16 protein-coding genes are annotated in these 15,675 nt (G+C 68.0%); 6 read left to right on the top strand and 10 right to left on the bottom strand.

The window, feature by feature from the left end:
- Positions 1-22: 22 nt before the first annotated feature.
- Together HNP46_RS03405 and HNP46_RS03410 are read right to left on the bottom strand one after the other, a co-directional pair.
- On the bottom strand, positions 23-973 hold the full coding sequence (locus tag HNP46_RS03405; RefSeq protein WP_184586107.1) for a FecR family protein: 951 nt from the start codon (positions 971-973) through the stop codon (positions 23-25).
- Positions 970-1,476 (bottom strand): sigma-70 family RNA polymerase sigma factor, encoded by a 507-nt coding sequence (locus HNP46_RS03410; RefSeq protein WP_311771792.1) that lies wholly within the window; start codon positions 1,474-1,476, stop codon positions 970-972. The genes HNP46_RS03405 and HNP46_RS03410 overlap by 4 nt, the downstream gene beginning before the upstream one ends.
- 167 nt (positions 1,477-1,643) lie before the next feature.
- Between HNP46_RS03410 and HNP46_RS03415 the strand changes: the two genes are divergently transcribed.
- The 4 genes from HNP46_RS03415 (at position 1,644) to HNP46_RS03430 (ending at position 3,211) form a co-directional block, all read left to right on the top strand.
- Positions 1,644-1,859 (top strand): dodecin, encoded by a 216-nt coding sequence (locus HNP46_RS03415; protein WP_184586109.1) that lies wholly within the window; start codon positions 1,644-1,646, stop codon positions 1,857-1,859.
- A gap of 132 nt (positions 1,860-1,991) precedes the next feature.
- The gene (locus HNP46_RS03420; RefSeq protein ID WP_184586110.1) at positions 1,992-2,213 is read left to right on the top strand and encodes a DUF1161 domain-containing protein; all 222 of its coding nucleotides are present in this window, start codon (positions 1,992-1,994) and stop codon (positions 2,211-2,213) included.
- Between the two features lie 246 nt (positions 2,214-2,459).
- Positions 2,460-2,882 (top strand): OsmC family protein, encoded by a 423-nt coding sequence (locus tag HNP46_RS03425; protein ID WP_184586111.1) that lies wholly within the window; start codon positions 2,460-2,462, stop codon positions 2,880-2,882.
- Positions 2,883-2,965: 83 nt separating this feature from the next.
- Positions 2,966-3,211 (top strand): DUF1161 domain-containing protein, encoded by a 246-nt coding sequence (locus HNP46_RS03430; RefSeq protein ID WP_184586112.1) that lies wholly within the window; start codon positions 2,966-2,968, stop codon positions 3,209-3,211.
- A 153-nt stretch (positions 3,212-3,364) separates the two neighbouring features.
- Here the strand turns inward: HNP46_RS03430 and HNP46_RS03435 are convergent, their stop codons facing one another.
- Together HNP46_RS03435 and HNP46_RS03440 are read right to left on the bottom strand one after the other, a co-directional pair.
- Entirely contained in the window at positions 3,365-3,799 is a 435-nt protein-coding gene (locus HNP46_RS03435) for a hypothetical protein (RefSeq protein ID WP_184586113.1), read from the bottom strand.
- A 43-nt stretch (positions 3,800-3,842) separates the two neighbouring features.
- Positions 3,843-4,259, bottom strand: coding sequence for a hypothetical protein (locus HNP46_RS03440; protein ID WP_184586114.1), 417 nt, complete (start codon positions 4,257-4,259; stop codon positions 3,843-3,845).
- Positions 4,260-4,323: 64 nt separating this feature from the next.
- Here HNP46_RS03440 and HNP46_RS03445 point away from each other — a divergent pair, with 64 nt between their 5' ends.
- Positions 4,324-5,415: an aminopeptidase gene (locus HNP46_RS03445; protein WP_184586115.1), complete on the top strand. Its 1,092-nt coding sequence runs from the start codon at positions 4,324-4,326 to the stop codon at positions 5,413-5,415.
- A 462-nt stretch (positions 5,416-5,877) separates the two neighbouring features.
- On the opposite strand, the gene HNP46_RS03450 is transcribed toward HNP46_RS03445, so the two are convergent.
- The 4 genes from HNP46_RS03450 to HNP46_RS03465 all read right to left on the bottom strand — a co-directional run bounded on the left by HNP46_RS03450 (position 5,878) and on the right by HNP46_RS03465 (position 12,043).
- A complete protein-coding gene (locus HNP46_RS03450) occupies positions 5,878-7,311 on the bottom strand; it encodes a DUF1254 domain-containing protein (protein WP_184586116.1) in 1,434 nt (477 codons plus the stop codon).
- A gap of 2 nt (positions 7,312-7,313) precedes the next feature.
- Entirely contained in the window at positions 7,314-8,672 is a 1,359-nt protein-coding gene (locus HNP46_RS03455; protein WP_184586117.1) for a DUF1254 domain-containing protein, read from the bottom strand.
- 168 nt (positions 8,673-8,840) lie between these two features.
- The gene (locus HNP46_RS03460; RefSeq protein WP_184586118.1) at positions 8,841-10,364 is read right to left on the bottom strand and encodes a 3-hydroxyacyl-CoA dehydrogenase; all 1,524 of its coding nucleotides are present in this window, start codon (positions 10,362-10,364) and stop codon (positions 8,841-8,843) included.
- Between the two features lie 47 nt (positions 10,365-10,411).
- Positions 10,412-12,043, bottom strand: a complete 1,632-nt coding sequence (locus HNP46_RS03465) for an AMP-binding protein (protein WP_184586119.1) — start codon at positions 12,041-12,043, stop codon at positions 10,412-10,414.
- 211 nt (positions 12,044-12,254) lie between these two features.
- Here HNP46_RS03465 and HNP46_RS03470 point away from each other — a divergent pair, with 211 nt between their 5' ends.
- A complete protein-coding gene (locus HNP46_RS03470) occupies positions 12,255-13,040 on the top strand; it encodes an IclR family transcriptional regulator (RefSeq protein ID WP_184586120.1) in 786 nt (261 codons plus the stop codon).
- A gap of 300 nt (positions 13,041-13,340) precedes the next feature.
- Here HNP46_RS03470 and HNP46_RS03475 read toward each other — a convergent pair whose 3' ends face one another.
- Positions 13,341-14,471, bottom strand: coding sequence for an acyl-CoA dehydrogenase family protein (locus HNP46_RS03475; protein ID WP_184586121.1), 1,131 nt, complete (start codon positions 14,469-14,471; stop codon positions 13,341-13,343).
- A 10-nt stretch (positions 14,472-14,481) separates the two neighbouring features.
- Positions 14,482-15,672 carry an acyl-CoA dehydrogenase family protein gene (locus HNP46_RS03480; RefSeq protein WP_184586122.1) on the bottom strand — a complete coding sequence of 397 codons (1,191 nt, stop codon included), beginning with the start codon at positions 15,670-15,672 and terminating at the stop codon, positions 14,482-14,484.
- Between the last annotated feature and the right edge of the window lie 3 nt (positions 15,673-15,675).

Consider the following 15,675-nt stretch of genomic DNA (forward strand, 5'->3'; position numbering starts at 1 on the left):
ACTATTTTTCGGTGCAGCGCCATCAAGGCTCCCGCAGGCTGATCAGGGTCAGCCAGGGCCCGAAGCGGCGCACCTCCAGCGGCAGGGTTTCGCCCAGTGCGGCCAGGGTGCGGCGCGGGTCATCCAGTGGGAAGACGCCCTGCACCCGCAGGTTGCGTGCACGAGGTTCGACGCGGACATAGCCAGGCAGGTAGGGCCGCAGCGCATCGATCACCGCTGCCAGCGGCTCGTCGGTGACGCTCAGCCGACCGTCCAGCCAGTCGGCGCGGGAGGTCTGCTCGCGCAGCGGGTGGATGCCGTCGGCGGCCAACAGGGCTGCCTCGCCTTCGCCCAGCTCGCGCCATTCGGCCTGGTCGGCGAGGCTGACACGGACGCGATGCTCCAGCACCACCACGCGGGTGGCGTTCTGCTCCTGGCTGACCAGGAAGCGCGTGCCCAGCGCGCGGACTTCACCTTGGGCGCTACGCACGATCAGCGGACGCTGCGCATCCGGCGCCACCTGGATTACCAGCTCGCCATGGCGCAGCAGGATCAGGCGCTGGCGAGAGTCGAAGGCCAGGTCCACCGAGCTGTCGGCATTCAGGCTCAGGCGGCTGCCGTCTTCGAGGGTGACGTTGCGCCGCTCGCCCGTGCCGGTGCGCAGGTCGGCGAGCAGGTCGCGCACCGGCGCGCTGCTGGCGGTCAGCCAGAGCCCGCCGCCGAGCAGGCCGAGGCCGGCCAGGCCACGCAGCAGCTGGCGCCGTGAGCCCTGCTGGTGCAGCAGCAGATCGGCCGCGCCGGGCATGCGCCGCAGGTTGTCATAGGGCGCCCCGAGGCCGCGCTGCAGGCGCGCCCAGGCGTCGGCGTGGGCCGGGTCGCTGTTCAGCCAAGCCTGCAATTGGCGCTGCAGCCGCACATCGGCATGGCCGGAGCGCAGCCGTACCATCCAGTCGATGGCCTGTTCGCCGGCGCTATCCAGCTGTACGTCGCTCATGGAACCAGCTCGTTGAGGTAGATCTGCCGCAGGGCCTGCTTCATGTAGCGGCCCACCGTGCGCTCGCTGACATCCAGTAGCCGGCCGATTTCGGCGTAGCCCAGGCCGTCGAGCTGGCTGAGCAGAAACGCGCGGCGCACCACCTGGGGCAGGCCGTCGAGGGTGCGATCCACCAGCAGCAGGGCTTCGAGCAGCAGTGCGCGGTCCTCGGGCGACGGCTCCAGGGCCTCGGGCTGGAGGCTGAGGTAGTCCAGGTAGGCGCGTTCCAGCCGGCGGCGCCGGTGGCGGTCATAGATCAGCCGGCGGGCGATGGTGGAGAGGTAGGCGCGCGGCTGCTCGATGGTCTGCGGATCGACCCTGGCGGCGAGGATCTGGCAGAACGTCTCGGCGGCCGTGTCTTCGCCGTCGGCGCGGTTGTCCAGGTAGCGCTGCACGTGCTGCAACAGCCAGCGGTGATGGTCGCTGAAGAAGAACCCCAGCTTGCTGGAGAGTGAGCCGGCCACGCGGACCATCCCTGGAAGATTAAATAAGAATGCTTCGCATTATACATTTCCAGAAAAAGACGGCAATTCGCCGCTAGCGGCAATTTGCTGCACTTCTACGCATCGACTAGGGTCCAACAGGGACACTCAACTCACCGCGCGCCGCCGAGCGCGCCTGGGAGCACGCGATGTCGAATCACCACACCTACAAGAAGATCGAGCTGGTCGGCTCCTCGCGCACCAGCATCGAGGATGCGATCAACAACGCCCTGGCCGAAGCGGCCAAGAGCATCGACTTCATGGAGTGGTTCGAGGTGGTGGACACCCGCGGGCATATCGAGAACGGCGCGGTCGGGCATTACCAGGTGACCATCAAGGTCGGCTTCCGCATCGCCAATAGCTAGATCGCGAAACGCTCGAGCTTTTTTGTCACGCGCATCGGCCATGCTGGGCGGGCGCGTGGATGTGCGTACCGGGGTAGCCCGGTTTCCGGCCCGTTCGGGCCTTTTCCTGTGAAAGACGAGGGAGCGTTACCGATGAAGAAGTTGCTGATCGCTGTGGGGGTCTTCGCCCTGGCCGGCCAAGTGATGGCTGCCGGCAAGCCGTGCGAAGAGCTGAAATCGGAGATCGAGGCGAAGATCAAGGCCAAGGGCGTCGCCTCCTTCAACCTGGAGGTCGTCGACAAGGGCAGCGCGGGCGGCAAGCAGGTCGTCGGCTCCTGCGAGGGCGGCACCAAGGAAATCGTCTATTCGAAGTGATTCCCGGCAATCGCCGGCAGGCCGGGCACCCGCGAGGGGCCCGGCCTTTTTCATGCCCAGGCTTCGTGTAGGAGCGAGCTTGCTCGCGAACCTGCCCGGCAGGGTGCCAAGCCGTTCGCGAACAAGGGCCGGGCGACCCCTCGGTTCTACGAAGAGCCCTTCAGAAAAGCTGAACCCCGGCCCTCGCGCCGCCCTCGAAAGCTCAGATTGCAACAGCCTGACTGCAACCCACGCGGAGGACGCGACATGAAGAAATCAGCATCGGCCCACTGGCAAGGTGGCCTGAAGGACGGCAAGGGCACGATCTCCACCGAAAGCGGCGCGCTCAAGGAGCAGCCCTACGGCTTCAACACCCGCTTCGAAGGGGCGCCCGGCACCAACCCGGAAGAACTGATCGGCGCCGCCCACGCCGGCTGCTTCTCCATGGCCCTGTCGATGATGCTCGGCGAGGCCGGGCTGACCGCCGAGAGCATCGATACCCAGGCCGAGGTCAGCCTGGAAAAGCTCACCGACGGCTTCACCATCACCGCCGTGCACCTAACGCTGAAGGCGAAGGTGCCAGGCACTGACGCGCAGACCTTCCAGGCCATCGCCGACAAGGCCAAGGCCGGTTGCCCGGTGTCGCGGGTGCTCAATGCGCGCATCACCCTGGACGCCAGCCTCGTCTGAACCTCCAGGGGCACTCTGTCCGTCGGTGGAGGTCCACCGTTAGGATAGGGTGCCCCGCCGTGGGGCTTTGACGAGGGATTGTGATGCTGACGAAGAAGTGCGCCGTGGCGATCGGCATGGCGCTGCTGCTGGCGAGTGGTGCGAGTTGGGCGGCGGTGAAGCCTTGCGAGGAGCTCAAGGCCGAAATCGAGACCAAGATCCAGGCCGCCGGGGTGACTTCCTACACCCTGGAAATCGTGAACAAGGCCGAGGTGAAGGACCCCAACATGGTGGTCGGCACCTGCGACAACGGCCAGCGGCGGATTGTCTACCAGAAGAACGACAGCTGAGTTTCCCCTTCGCGCCAAGACTGGACACCGCGTAGGAGCGGGCTTCGTCCGCGATTGTTCCATCGCCGCTCAGGACGGCCAGGAAGCACCGCCAACCCATCGCGGACGGAGTCCGCTCCTACGAATCCTGCAGCCGCGCAGCGAGCGGTTCGGCTAGAACGGCCCGCACTGCACCGCGCCCTGGAAATCGGTCTTCGCCACCAGCTTGCCGTCCTGGTCCGTCAGCAGCGCCAGCGCGCTGCGCAGCTGTGGGCGCAGTTCCAGCTGGTAGCGCTGGCCGGCGGCGAAGTCGTCGTAGGTCACCTTGACCCGGCAGGTCAGCTCCGCGGGTTCGCTCATCACGCCCATGCCGCCGCCGGCGGGCACTTCGTACTGGAAGCGCACCACCAGCTCATGCCGTCCCGGCGTCACCTGGTAGTAGCGGCCATCGTTCACCGCCGTGCCGTCCAGCTTCTCGGCCATCAGCGTGCGCCCGGCGGCCGTGTAGAGGTCGACCCAGGCCATCTGCGGATCGTGGGCGGGCAGCGGGCTGGCGCAGCCGGCGAGCAGGGCGAGGCCCAGCGGTAGGGTCAGGGCAGTCAGGCGCATGGCGGATCACCTTGGCAGGGGCTGATCCCACAGCATACTCCGCTCAGGCCTTGGCGCAGCCCCGTTCGCGGCCACGGGCGATCTCGCCGCCCTGGGCATCGTAGAGCTTGGCCCAGGGGCGGAAGCCGATGCTGCCGGTCTCCAGGCGGTAGCGCTGGCCGGCGCTGAAGTCCTTGTACTGCACGGTCATCTCGCAATCGCGCCAGAGCGATTCGGCGACCGGGCCGATGTCCACCGGTTCGACCTGGAACTGGAAGCGCACGCGCAGCTCGTGGGAGCCGGGGTCGACCTCGAAGTAACGGGTGCTCGACCACTCCTTGCTGTCCACCTCCAGGGCCGCCAGATCGCTCTGGTTGTTGGTGTTCAGGTCTACCCAGGCCCGGTTCGGGTCGGGCTGGGGCATCAGCAGCGAACAGCCGCTCAGGGTGAGCAGGCCGGCAGGAATGAGGAGGGCGCGCATCGGGTTGGCTCCTGGGTCGAGGGGGCGGCAGCGGGCGGGCCAGGCCCTGTGCTATGTTCCGCGCATGCCCTTCCGCCTTCTTATCCCGACACTCGACCGCCGCCTGTGCCGCTGGGTTCCCTGCCTGGCCATCTGGGCGCTGAGCGGTTGTTCCACGGTGAGCTACTACACGCAATTGGCCGATGGCCAGGTACGCCTGCTGGCTGCCCGCGAACCGGTGGCCGCGGTGGTCGCCGACCCCAGCCGCGACCCCGCGCTGCGCCAGCGCCTGGAGCTGTCCCAGGAGGCGCGCACCTTCGCCAGCGCCGAGCTGGGCCTGCCGGACAACCGCAGCTATCGCCTGTACGCCGATATCCATCGGCCCAATGTGGTGTGGAACGTGTTCGCCACGCCGGAGCTGTCGCTGCAGCCGCTGACCCACTGCTTCCCCATCGCCGGTTGCGTGGCCTACCGCGGCTACTACGGCGCCGAGGGGGCGCAGGCCGAGGCGAAGCGCCTGAAAGCGGAAGGCTGGGACGTCTACGTCGGCGGGGTGGAGGCCTATTCCACCCTTGGCTGGTTCGACGATCCGATCCTCAGCAGCATGCTGGGCTGGGGCGACCAGCGCCTGGCGGAGACCATCTTCCACGAGCTGGCGCACCAGAAGTTCTACCTGCCCGGCGACACCGCCTTCAACGAGTCCTACGCCTCCTTCGTCGAGGCCGAGGGCGGCCGCCGCTGGCGCGCGGCGCGCCGTCTGCCGGATGAATCGCCGTTGCTGGCCGAGCAGCGCAAGCGCTTCACCCAACTGGTACTGGATACCCGCGAGCGCCTGCAGGCGCTCTACGCCAGCCCGCGCAGCGACGCGGAAAAGCGCGCCGGCAAGGCTGCCGAATTCGAGCGCCTGCGCCATGAGTACGCGCAGGTTCGCGATGAGGAATGGGGTGGCAAGGCGCCCTTCGACGCCTGGGTCAACGGCCCGCTGAACAACGCCAAGCTGCTGCCCTTCGGCCTGTACGACCAGTGGGTGCCGGCGTTTGCCGCGCTGTTCCAGCAGGTCGGCGGCAACTGGCCGGCGTTCTATGCGCGGGTGGAAAAGCTCGGCGCGCTGCCGTCGGCTGAGCGCAAGGCGGCGCTGGAGAAACTGAAGGCGGGTGGATTCGTCGACTTCCGCTGAGCCCTGCGTGGGGCTGGTTCGCGAGCAAGCTCGCTCCTACGAAAAGCGGCCCGGCACTGATCTGTAGGAGTGAGGGGGACGCCACGTTATTGCTCGCGAACCGCCCAGCGCCGATATCTCCCTGTAGCGAGTAGGGCGAATAACGCCTCGGGCGTTATCCGCCGTCACGGCGGATGAAGCGTTCCGCTTCATGCGCCCTACGGTCTGGAGGGAACTCTTGTTGCGCGGGTCTGCCCTCACCCCAGCCCTCTCCCAGGGGGAGAGGGGGCCGTTCGGCGGGGTTGGGGATATCGGAGTCAGCCGGCGAGCGCCGAACTTTCAAAGCGCTCGGAACAGTCCCCTCTCCCCGCGGGAGAGGGTTAGGGTTAGGGTGAGGGGGCGGCCCTCGCGCGGAGTCCCTGCAGGAACGGTCCGTGTTCTATGGGCGCATAGGGACGCGCTCCTACAGCGAACCCTGCGTCCTTAAACCCGCTCCACCCCCGGCATCTTCCACTCCCCGCCCACCACTTTCTGCTCCGGCCCGTAGAGGCGCAGGATGACGTTGAATGGTCCCTGCTGCGTCGACGGCAGCCAGTTGGCCTGTTGCGCCTGGCCGGGCGAATCGGCCTGGATGTACAGCGTCACACCGCCGTCGGCATCGCGCACCAGCGGGTCGCGGCTGCTCAGGCAGTAGCGCTGGATGGGGTTGTCCACCAGTTGGCGGTCCGGCAGGTCGTAGAGGGTGATCGACCAGAACTCCTTCGCCGGTGGCAGCGCGCCCGGCGGGAAGTGCAGGCGGTAACGCTGGCCGCCCAGCAGCGGTTGCTGGCTAAGGTCGCTGCGGGTGCCGAAGTAGATCGCTTCTTCCACGCTGTTGCCGTAGATGCCGCTGGCGGCCGCTGCCGCACGGCTGAGGTAGTCGTTGTGCATCGCCGCGCGGCTGCCGAACAGGCCGGCGGAAGAGCGCAGCGTCGCACCCTTGGCCTTGAGTTCGGCCACGGCCTGGCCGATGCCTGCCCCCAGCGTCTGGCGTTGCTCCGGGCTTAAAGCCGTCGGATCGAACGCCATCCCCGCGCCGATGCCGACGCGGGCGAAGCGCTGGCGCAGCTCCACCTCGCTCGGGTCCACCGGGCAGAAGGCGAGAATCTGGTTCAGGTGGGGGATGAATGCCGGCCCCAGGTCGCGCGGGTATTCCCAGGGCATCCAGGCGACGGCAGGTGCCGCCGCCGGAGCCGGGTGACCGGCGAACTCGTGCAGCGGGCGCAGCCGATACTGCTGCTGCAACTCGCGCACGGCTGGCAGGTCGTTGGCGTCGCGCAGGCCGGTGCGGCCGAGAATCATGGCGATCTGTGTCTCGCTGCGCAGCACCTGGCGGATGCCGGGCGGCGTCTCGCCGGTCCAGTCCGGCCCGGCGATCAGGTAGTCGCCCGCCTCACGGCCGGTGGACAGCACGCCGACGTAGCCGAAGTTGAAGGTGTACTGGTCCACCAACTGGTGCACGTAGTAGCGGTCCGCAGCCACTGCCGGCACGCTGAGCACCCAGGGCTCGGCGCGCAGGTCGAGCCAGGCCCAGGAGTAGGGCGTGTCGTTGTTCGGCGTGACGATGTCGCGGTTCTTCGGCGTGAACAGTTCGCTGTAGTGGCGGAACACCCCGAAGCCGCCGACGTACTCCGGCGACTGCGCATCCAGCGCCTGTTTGTGCAGGGTCTGGTAGTGCATCAGCATCGGGTAGGCGTAGATCCACGCCTGGCGGATGATTTCCTGGTCGATGGTTTCCTGGAACACTTTCGGGTCGCTCTCCACTGCGGGCTTCAACTCGGTTGCGGCGGCCAGCAGCCAGTCGGGTGCGCAACCCAGGCCGAAGCCGAGCGCACCGCTGGCGCCGAGGAAACGGCGGCGGTTGATAGTCGGGTTCACGGTTATTCCTTGGCGGCGACGGGCTGGCTGGCGACGGGTTGCACGGCTGGTGGCAGGTACTGGCCCTTGAGTGCTTTCTCCTGCGGCAGGTACATGCGCAGGATCAGGTTGAACGGCCCTGGCGGCGCAGGCAGCCAATTGTCGGTGGTGGACGGCTGGGCGTGCTGGATGCTCAGGGTCAGGCCGCCGTCAGCGTCCCTTTTCAACCCGCCTCCGCTGTTGAGCGTGTAGCGATTGAGCGGGTTGGCCGAGAGCATCTGCGTCTTGCTGTCGTACAGGGTGATCGACCAGAAGGCGTCCACCGGCGGCAACTGGTCCGGGGCGAAGTGCAGGCGGTAGGAGCGCCCGCCTTCCAGGGGCTGGCCGGTGGCATCGACGCGGGTGAGCGGGTACATCGCCTCGGCCGGGTCGTTGGCGTAGAGGTACTTCCAGGCCACCGCCGAGCGGGTCAGATCGTCGCTGCCGTAGTGGCCGATGTTGGTGGGCGAGTTCTGCCAGCCATTGACCGGCGCGGCGAAGCGTTCGGTCGCCGCGAGGATCTTCTCGCGGCCGGCCTCGGCGCCCTGCCGGACGGCCTGGGCGACGTCCGCCGGCAACTGCGAGGCGTCGAACGGCTTGCCGGTGCCCACGCCGATCTGCGCGAACTGCTGCAGGCGCTGTTGCTCTTCCGGGCTCCAGGCATGCCAGGCGGAGAGCCCGTTGAAGTCGATGAAGGCATTCTCCGCCGGGCCTTCCTTGGTCGGCTGGTACGCCGGCACGTCCATCTTGTGCGGCAGCAGCGTCGGTTGGGTGCTGCGCAGCTTGTAGCCGTCCATCACGGCCTTGGCGGCATCGATGTCGGCCTCGCCTTCCACGGCGGTGCGGCCGAGCAGGAAGACGATGCGGCTGGGCGAGCGGACCACCTGGCCGTTGAAGCCGTCCGGCTTCTGCCCGTCCCAGTCGGGGCCGGCGATCAGGAAGCTGCCGGCGTTGCGGCCGGTGGCGCGGGTGCCGATGTAGTCGAGGTTGTTGGTGCGCATGTCGATCAGCTGGAAGCTGTAGTAACGCTGCGGCACCGCCGGCACGCTGAGTACCACCGGGTGTTCGCGCAGGTCGAGCAGGGCGTAGGAGTACAGCGTGTCGTTGTTCGGTGAGACCACGGTGCGGTCGTCCGGGCCGAGCAGCGTGGTCTTGTTGTACAGGTAGTTCACCGGCAGCTTGGCGGCGAGCGCCTGCAGGGTCTTGCCGTGCTCGGCGGTGGCGAAGCTGAACAGGTAGGCCTGCTCGGCGAGGTCGCGAGCCTCCTGCGGCGTTGGCGTGGCGGCCCAGGCGTGGCCGGCGAACAGGGGAAGCAGCGCGAGAGCGGGCAGCCAGTGGCGCATGAGGTGTTCCTCGTTGTTCTTGTTGTATCTCGGGTTGAGGGCGCGGGCCGGCGCCGTCGCACGGGCAGTCGCGCGACCACCGACACCGGACCTGCGCCCAGAGTGCGCCAACCGGCGATGCGCGCGGTTAGCGCCAGCGGACAGAAAACGATCAGGCGGGGCGGCGGATCACTCCGCCGCGTCGGGGCTGTGCAGGGGCAAGTCTAGTTGCACCCGGCGGCGCAGCCAGGGGCTGGGCCGGTAGCGCGCCTCGCCGTAGCAGGCCTGCAGGCCCTGGAGGATGGTGAGGATGCGCGCCGCGCCATAGTGCTCGCCGAACGCCAGCGGGCCCAGCGGATAGCCCAGCGCCAGTTGCACCGCACGGTCCAGCGTCACTGGTGTGGCGATGCCGCGCTGGGCGATCTCGCCGCCGAGATTGACGATGCCGGCGACGATGCGCTGGCTGATGAAGCCGGGCGAGTCGTTGATCACTTCCACCGGCACGCCGTCGCTGCCCAGCGCCTGGCGCGCCTGGGCTTCCAGTGCCGGGTCGAGCGCCGGCTGGCGCATCAGCACGCGGCGGCGGTCCAGTTCGGTGAAGGTTTCCAGCGCCAGGCTGCGTTCGGGTGGCAGGCCGAGGGCGTCGATGCGCGTGCTGGCGTCCACGCCCAGCGGGGTAACCAGACAGATGGCGCGGGACGACGGCGCTTCGCCGGTCTCCAGCACCACGCCGCCGAGGGTGAGGATCGCCGCCACGCGGTGGCGCAGCTCCGGGTCCTGGCTGTCGAGCCAGTAGGGGCGATTGAGCAGCACGCTGTCGTGCTGCTGCTCGGGCTCGTGAACCTGCTGGCCGTCGCGGTAGCGGTAGAAGCCCTCGCCCGTCTTGCGACCCAGCAGGCCGCCGGCGACCCGCTGCGCGGCCAGGGCCGAAGGGGTGTAGCGCGGGTCCTGGTAGAACTGCTGGTAGAGCGATTCCATCACCGCGTGGGAGACGTCCAGGCCGGTCAGGTCGAGCAGCTCGAAGGGCCCCATGCGGAAGCCCACGCCGTCGCGCAGGATGCGGTCGATCTGCGCCGGGCTGGCGATGCCTTCGCCGAGGATGCGCAGCGCCTCGGTGCTGAAGGCCCGGCCAGCATGGTTGACGATGAAGCCGGGGCTGTCCGGCGACACTGCCGGGAAGTGCCCGGCCTGCTCCGCCAGGCGGCTCAGACGGCGCACCACCGATTCGTCGGTGAGCTGGCCGCGGACCACCTCGACGATGCGCATCAGCGTCACCGGGTTGAAGAAGTGGAAGCCGGCGACCCGCTGCGGATGCTGGCAGCGCGCGGCGATGCGGGTGACCGACAGCGACGAGGTATTGCTCGCCAGCACGGCGTCCGGCGCCGCGCGTTTTTCCAGCTCGGCGAGCAGCGCCTGCTTGGCGCCGAGGTCCTCGACGATGGCTTCGATCAGCAGGTCGCAGTCGGCCAGCTCGTCCAGGCTGTGGGTCGGCAGCAGGCGCTGCATCGTCGCCGCGAGCGCGTCGGGGGCGAGCCTGCCCTTGGCGACCGCGCGCTCCAGCAGCTCGCGGTTGAAGGCCAGCGCCTGCTCCACGGTCTGCGGGGTGCTGTCGTACAGCCGCACCGGCAGACCGGCGCTGGCGAACAGCTGGGCAATGCCGCGGCCCATGGCCCCGGCGCCGATCACGCCGATACGGTGGAAGGACTCGGTCATGCTGCGGGTCTCGTCGTGCGTACCTGCATCAACCATAGACGCTGTGCTCACACGGTGGACCTCTTCGCCAGCTCCAGGTCGCGCAGCTGGCGGCGCAGCAGCTTGCCGACACTGGTCTTGGGCAACTCGTCGAGCACCTCGACGAAGCTCGGCACCTTGTAGCCGGTGAGGTGCTCGCGGCAGTGGGCGATGATCTGCGCCGGCGCCAGCGACGCGTCCTTGAGGCTGACGAACAGCTTCACCGATTCGCCCTTGCGCTCGTCCGGCACGCCGATCGCTATGCACTCGCGCACGCCGGGATGGCGCATCACCGCATCTTCCACCTCGTTGGGGAACACGTTGAAGCCTGAGACCAGGATCATGTCTTTCTTGCGGTCGACGATCTTCAGCATGCCGTTGGCGTCCAGTTCGGCAATGTCGCCGGTCTTCAGCCAGCCGTCGGCGGTCAGCACCTGGGCACTTTCCTCAGGGCGCTGCCAGTAGCCCTGCATCACCTGCGGGCCGCGCAGCCAGAGCTCGCCGGGCTGGTCGGGGCCGGTGTCGTTGCCCTCCTCGTCCACTGTGCGCAGCTCGGTGTCCACCAGCGCCTGGCCGACGTAGCCCTCGCGGTACGGGCTGAGCAAGGTGCCTGTGGAGACGACGGGCGACGCCTCGGTCAGCCCGAAGCCTTCACGCACCGGCGCGCCGGTCAGCGCTTCCCAGCGCCGGCCCACTTCGCGGTTCAGCGGCGCGCCGCCGGAGGTCACCCATTTGAGGTGGCTGAAGTCGATGCTGGGGAACTCGGGGTGGTTCATCAGGCCGACGAACAGCGTGTTGATCCCGCTCATCAGGGTGAAGGGATAGCGGCGCATGGCGCCGAGGATTTCGTCGAGGTTGCGGCCGTCGCGGATGAACACCGTGTGCAGGCCCATGCCCACCGAGGACAGCAGGTTCGTCGAGAAGGCCATGATGTGGTACAGCGGCAGCGGCGCGATGCGCACGTCGGTGGCCGGCTCCAGCAGGCCGGGGCGCAGGAACAGCTCCAGGGTCTGCACCACGTTGGCGATCAGGCTGCGGTGGCTGAGCATCGCGCCCTTGGAGACACCGGTGGTGCCGCCGGTGTATTGCAGCAGCGCGAGGCGATCCAGGCCCGGCTCGCTGTCCACCGGCGGCGCCTCGGCGCCCAGGCGCAGGGCATGCTGGAAGCGGGTGCAGTCGGCGTCGTCGCAGTCGAGTTGCGGGCGCTCCATGTCGTCGATGGAGGTCAGCAATACCTGGTGTACCTCGCTGTGCGCCTGCACGCCGCGCAGCAGCGGCAGCAGGCGGTCGAGCAGCAGCACGGCGCTGGCGCCGGAGTCGGCCAGCTGGTGGCGCAGTTCGCTGGCGGTGTATTGCGGATTGGTGTTCACCAGCACCACGCCGGCCTTCAGCGCGCCGAAGGTGGCGATGGGGTACTGCAGGGAGTTGGGCAGCATCAGCGCCAGGCGATCACCGGGTTGCAGGCCGGCATGGTGGCGCAGGTAGCGGGCGAAGGCGTCGGCCTGGCGTTCCAGCTCGGCGAAGGTGAGGTGGCTGTCGCCGCAGGAGAAGGCCTGGCGCTGGGGAAATTCGTGGCAGGCGTGGCGCAGCAGGTCGTGGAGATTCTCGTAGCTGTGGCGGGCGATCTCGCGGGCCACGTGGCCGGAGGGTTGAGCAGACATCGACTTCTCCGTTTCTTTCTCGAGCCTTTACTGGCTCTGGATTCGAATTGTTGTTCTGCACAGCGAAACATCGTGTCGAAATCGATGGTATGCGATAGGCTAGTCCGGCGCAACGAGCACACGCGGACCGCTGCGGGGCGACAGGGCTATCTGCTATCGTTCGCCCGCGCCGCGCGTGGCGCCGCAACAGCATTCCCCCGCCCGAGGCCCCATGAGCGACGACGTCGAAGACAGCAGCACCCCCAAGGACCGCAAGTACGTCGAGGCGCTGGCCCGCGGCCTGGACGTGTTGCGCGCCTTCACCCACGGCTCGGTGGTGCTCGGCAACCAGGAAATCTCGCGGATCACCGGCCTGCCCAAGGCCACCGTGTCGCGCATGACCTACACCCTCACCCAACTCGGCTACCTCTGCTACTCGCAGCAGCACGAGAAGTACCAGCTGGACTCCGGCGTGCTGGCGCTGGGCTACGCCTACGTTTCCAACCTGCGCGTACGCCAGTTGGCCAAGCCGTACATGGACGCCTTTGCCCGCCGCACCAACACCACGGTCGGCCTGACCTGCCGTGACTGGCTGTCGATGATCTACGTGGAAAACTGCCGCCCGCCGGAAGCCACTTCCCTGCGCATGGACGCCGGCGTCCGTCTGCCGCTGGCGACCACCGCTGCCGGCCGCGCCTATCTGGCGGCGACGCCAGAGCAGGAGCGCGAGCACCTGCTGTCGGCGCTGCAGGCGCGCCACGAAGGCGACTGGAGCGCCATGCGTGCGTCGCTGGAAGCGTCGTTCGAGGAGTACTGGGAGCATGGCTTCTGCCTGTCCCTGGGCGACTGGGACCGCAACGTGCGGGCTGCTGGCGTGCCGCTGCGCCTGGCCGACGGCGGGCTGATGGCGCTGACCTGCGGCGCGCCGTCGTTCCAGCTCAGCGAGGAGACGCTACGCGGCTCGCTGGCCCATGAGCTGGAGATGCTGGCGCGGGATATCGAGAGTCTTGGGGCCTGATATACCGCAGTTAGATTTCTCGATTTACTCCTCTGCCGTTCATGAACCCTCTCCCCAGCCCTCTCCCTGAAGGGAGAGGGAGTTGTTCGGCGTTCGTTGCTACCACCGTGTTTGCCGGCGAGCTCCGAACTTTCAACTCGCTCGGGACGGTCCCCTCTCCCTTCAGGGAGAGGGTTAGGGAGAGGGCATGCCTCCGCTCAGGACTTTCCCTTGTAGGAGCGAGCTTGCTCGCGAACCGCCCAGCGCTGGAGCTGCCGGTGAACCCCGTTCGCGAGCAAGCTCGCTCCTACAGGCTCTGCCTCAGGCGACTTCCATCAACCCCGCATACACCTTCAGGTGATGATCGTCGTCGCCCAGCTGGTGGCTGAGCATCACCAGGCGCTTGGCGTGGTGGGCCAGAACGTATTCCCAGGTCATGCCGATGCCGCCGTGCAGCTGGATCGCCTGCTCGGCCACGAAGCGCGCGGCGCGGGTGACGATGAACTTGGCCGCTGCCAGGGTGCGGCTGCGCTCGGCGCTGTCGGGCTGGTCGGCGACGCAGGCGGCGAGGATGGCCATGCTGGTGGCTTGTTCCAGCTCGCTGCGCATGTCCACCATGCGGTGCTGCAGCACCTGGAACTTGCCGATGGGGATGCCGAACTGCTTGCGCGTCTTCAGGTAGTCCAGGGTCAGCGCGCAGGCTTCCTGCAGGCTGCCGAGGGCTTCGGCGCACTGCGCGGCGATGGCGCGGCCCTGTTGATAACGCAGCGCTGGCAGCGCCTCGCCGGGGGCGCCGATGGCTTCGCCGATTGCACCGTCGAGGAACAGCTCGCAAGCGCGCTGGCCGTCCACCGTCGGGTAGTCGCGGCGACTTACGCCGGCCTGTTGCGGATCGACGAGGAACAGGCCGATGCCCGCCTCGTCCCGCGCCTGGCCGGATACCCGCGCCGATACCAGGATCGCCGTGGCGCTCTGCCCGCCGATCACCACCGCCTTGCGCCCGCTGAGTTTCCAGCGGTCGCCGGCCGGCTCCGCGCGGGTCTGTACGTCGTGCAGCTGGTAGTGGCTTTGCGGCTCTTCGAGGGCAACCGCCAGCTGCGCTTCGCCGCTGGCGATGCGCGGCAGCCAATGGTCCTTCTGCGCGTCACTGCCCAGCTGGGCGAGCAGCCCGCCGCCGTGTACCACCGATTGCAGGTAGGGCTCCAGGCACAGGCCACGGCCCAGTTCTGTCAGCACCAGCATGCTCTCCACGCCGCCACCGAAGCCGCCGTGACTCTCCGGCAGCGACACCGAGGTCAGCCCCAGCTCGCCGAGCTGGCGCCAGAACTCGGCGCTGTAACCCAGTTCGCTCCTGCTGAAGCCCTCGCGCTTGTCGAACGGGTAGGCGTCGCGCACCAGGCGCGCCGTGGTGTCCTGCAGCATCTGCTGCTCTTCGCTCAGTTTGAAGTCCACGGTCAGGCCCTCACAGCTCGAGAATCATCTTGGAGACGATGTTCTTCTGGATTTCGTTGGAGCCGCCGAAGATCGACAGCTTGCGCAGGTTGAAGTACTGGCTGGCCGGCGCGGCCGAGTAGTCCGCGTGCAGCGCCTCGCTGCCCAGCTCGAACTCGTCCTCGATGAAGGGCAGCGCGTAGGGGCCGAGTACCTTGCGCAGCAGGTGGCTGATGGCCTGGCGGATCTCCGTGCCCTTCACCTTGAGGATCGAGCTTTCCGCGCCGGGCACGCCGCCTTCGCGGGCGGCGGCGAGGATGCGCAGGGTGCTCATCTCGATGGCCATCAGCTGCATCTCCACTTCCGCCACCTGGGCGCGGAACAGCGGGTCGTCGAGCATCGGCTTGCCGTCGCACAGCTCGCGGCTGGCGACCTGCTTCAGGTGCGCGAGCACCGCCTTGGACGCGCCGATGCCGGCCAGGCCGGTGCGCTCGTAGGTCAGCAGGTACTTGGCGCAGGTCCAGCCTTCGTTCTCGCGGCCCACCAGGTTTTCCACCGGCACGCGCACGTTGTCGAAGAACACCTCGTTGACCTCGTGCTCGCCGTCCAGGGTGATGATCGGGCGCACGGTAATGCCGGGCGTGTTCATGTCGATCAGCAGGAAGCTGATGCCGCGCTGCTGCTGCGCCTCGGGGTCGGTGCGCACCAGGCAGAAGATCCAGTCGGCGTGCTGGCCGAGGGTGGTCCAGGTCTTCTGGCCGTTCACCACGTAATGGTCACCGTCGCGCACGGCGCGGGTCTTCAGCGACGCGAGGTCGGAGCCGGCGCCCGGCTCGGAGTAGCCCTGGCACCACCAGTCGGTGCCGTCGAGGATGCGCGGCAGGTAGTGTGCCTGCTGCTCGGGCGTACCGAATTTGATGAGTACCGGGGCGACCATGTTGACGCCGAAGGGGATGGTGCGCGGCGCGCCGAAGGCGGCGCATTCCTCTTCGAAGATGTGCTTCTGCACGGCGTTCCAGCCGGTGCCGCCGTACTCCTCCGGCCAGTGCGTGGCGTACCAGCCCTGCTCGGCGAGTACGCGCTGCCAGCGCTGGTGGTCGGCCTTGTTCAGGTGTTTGCCCAGGCGCACCTTGCTGGCGATGTCCTGGGGCAGTTTGCTGCCGAGGAAGTGGCGGACTTCATCGCGGAAGGCCAGTTCGTCGGGGGTGAAATGGATGTCCATGGC

The sequence above is a fragment of the Pseudomonas nitroreducens genome, from assembly GCF_014204515.1.
In the GTDB taxonomy this organism is placed as follows: Bacteria; Pseudomonadota; Gammaproteobacteria; order Pseudomonadales; family Pseudomonadaceae; genus Pseudomonas; species Pseudomonas nitritireducens_A.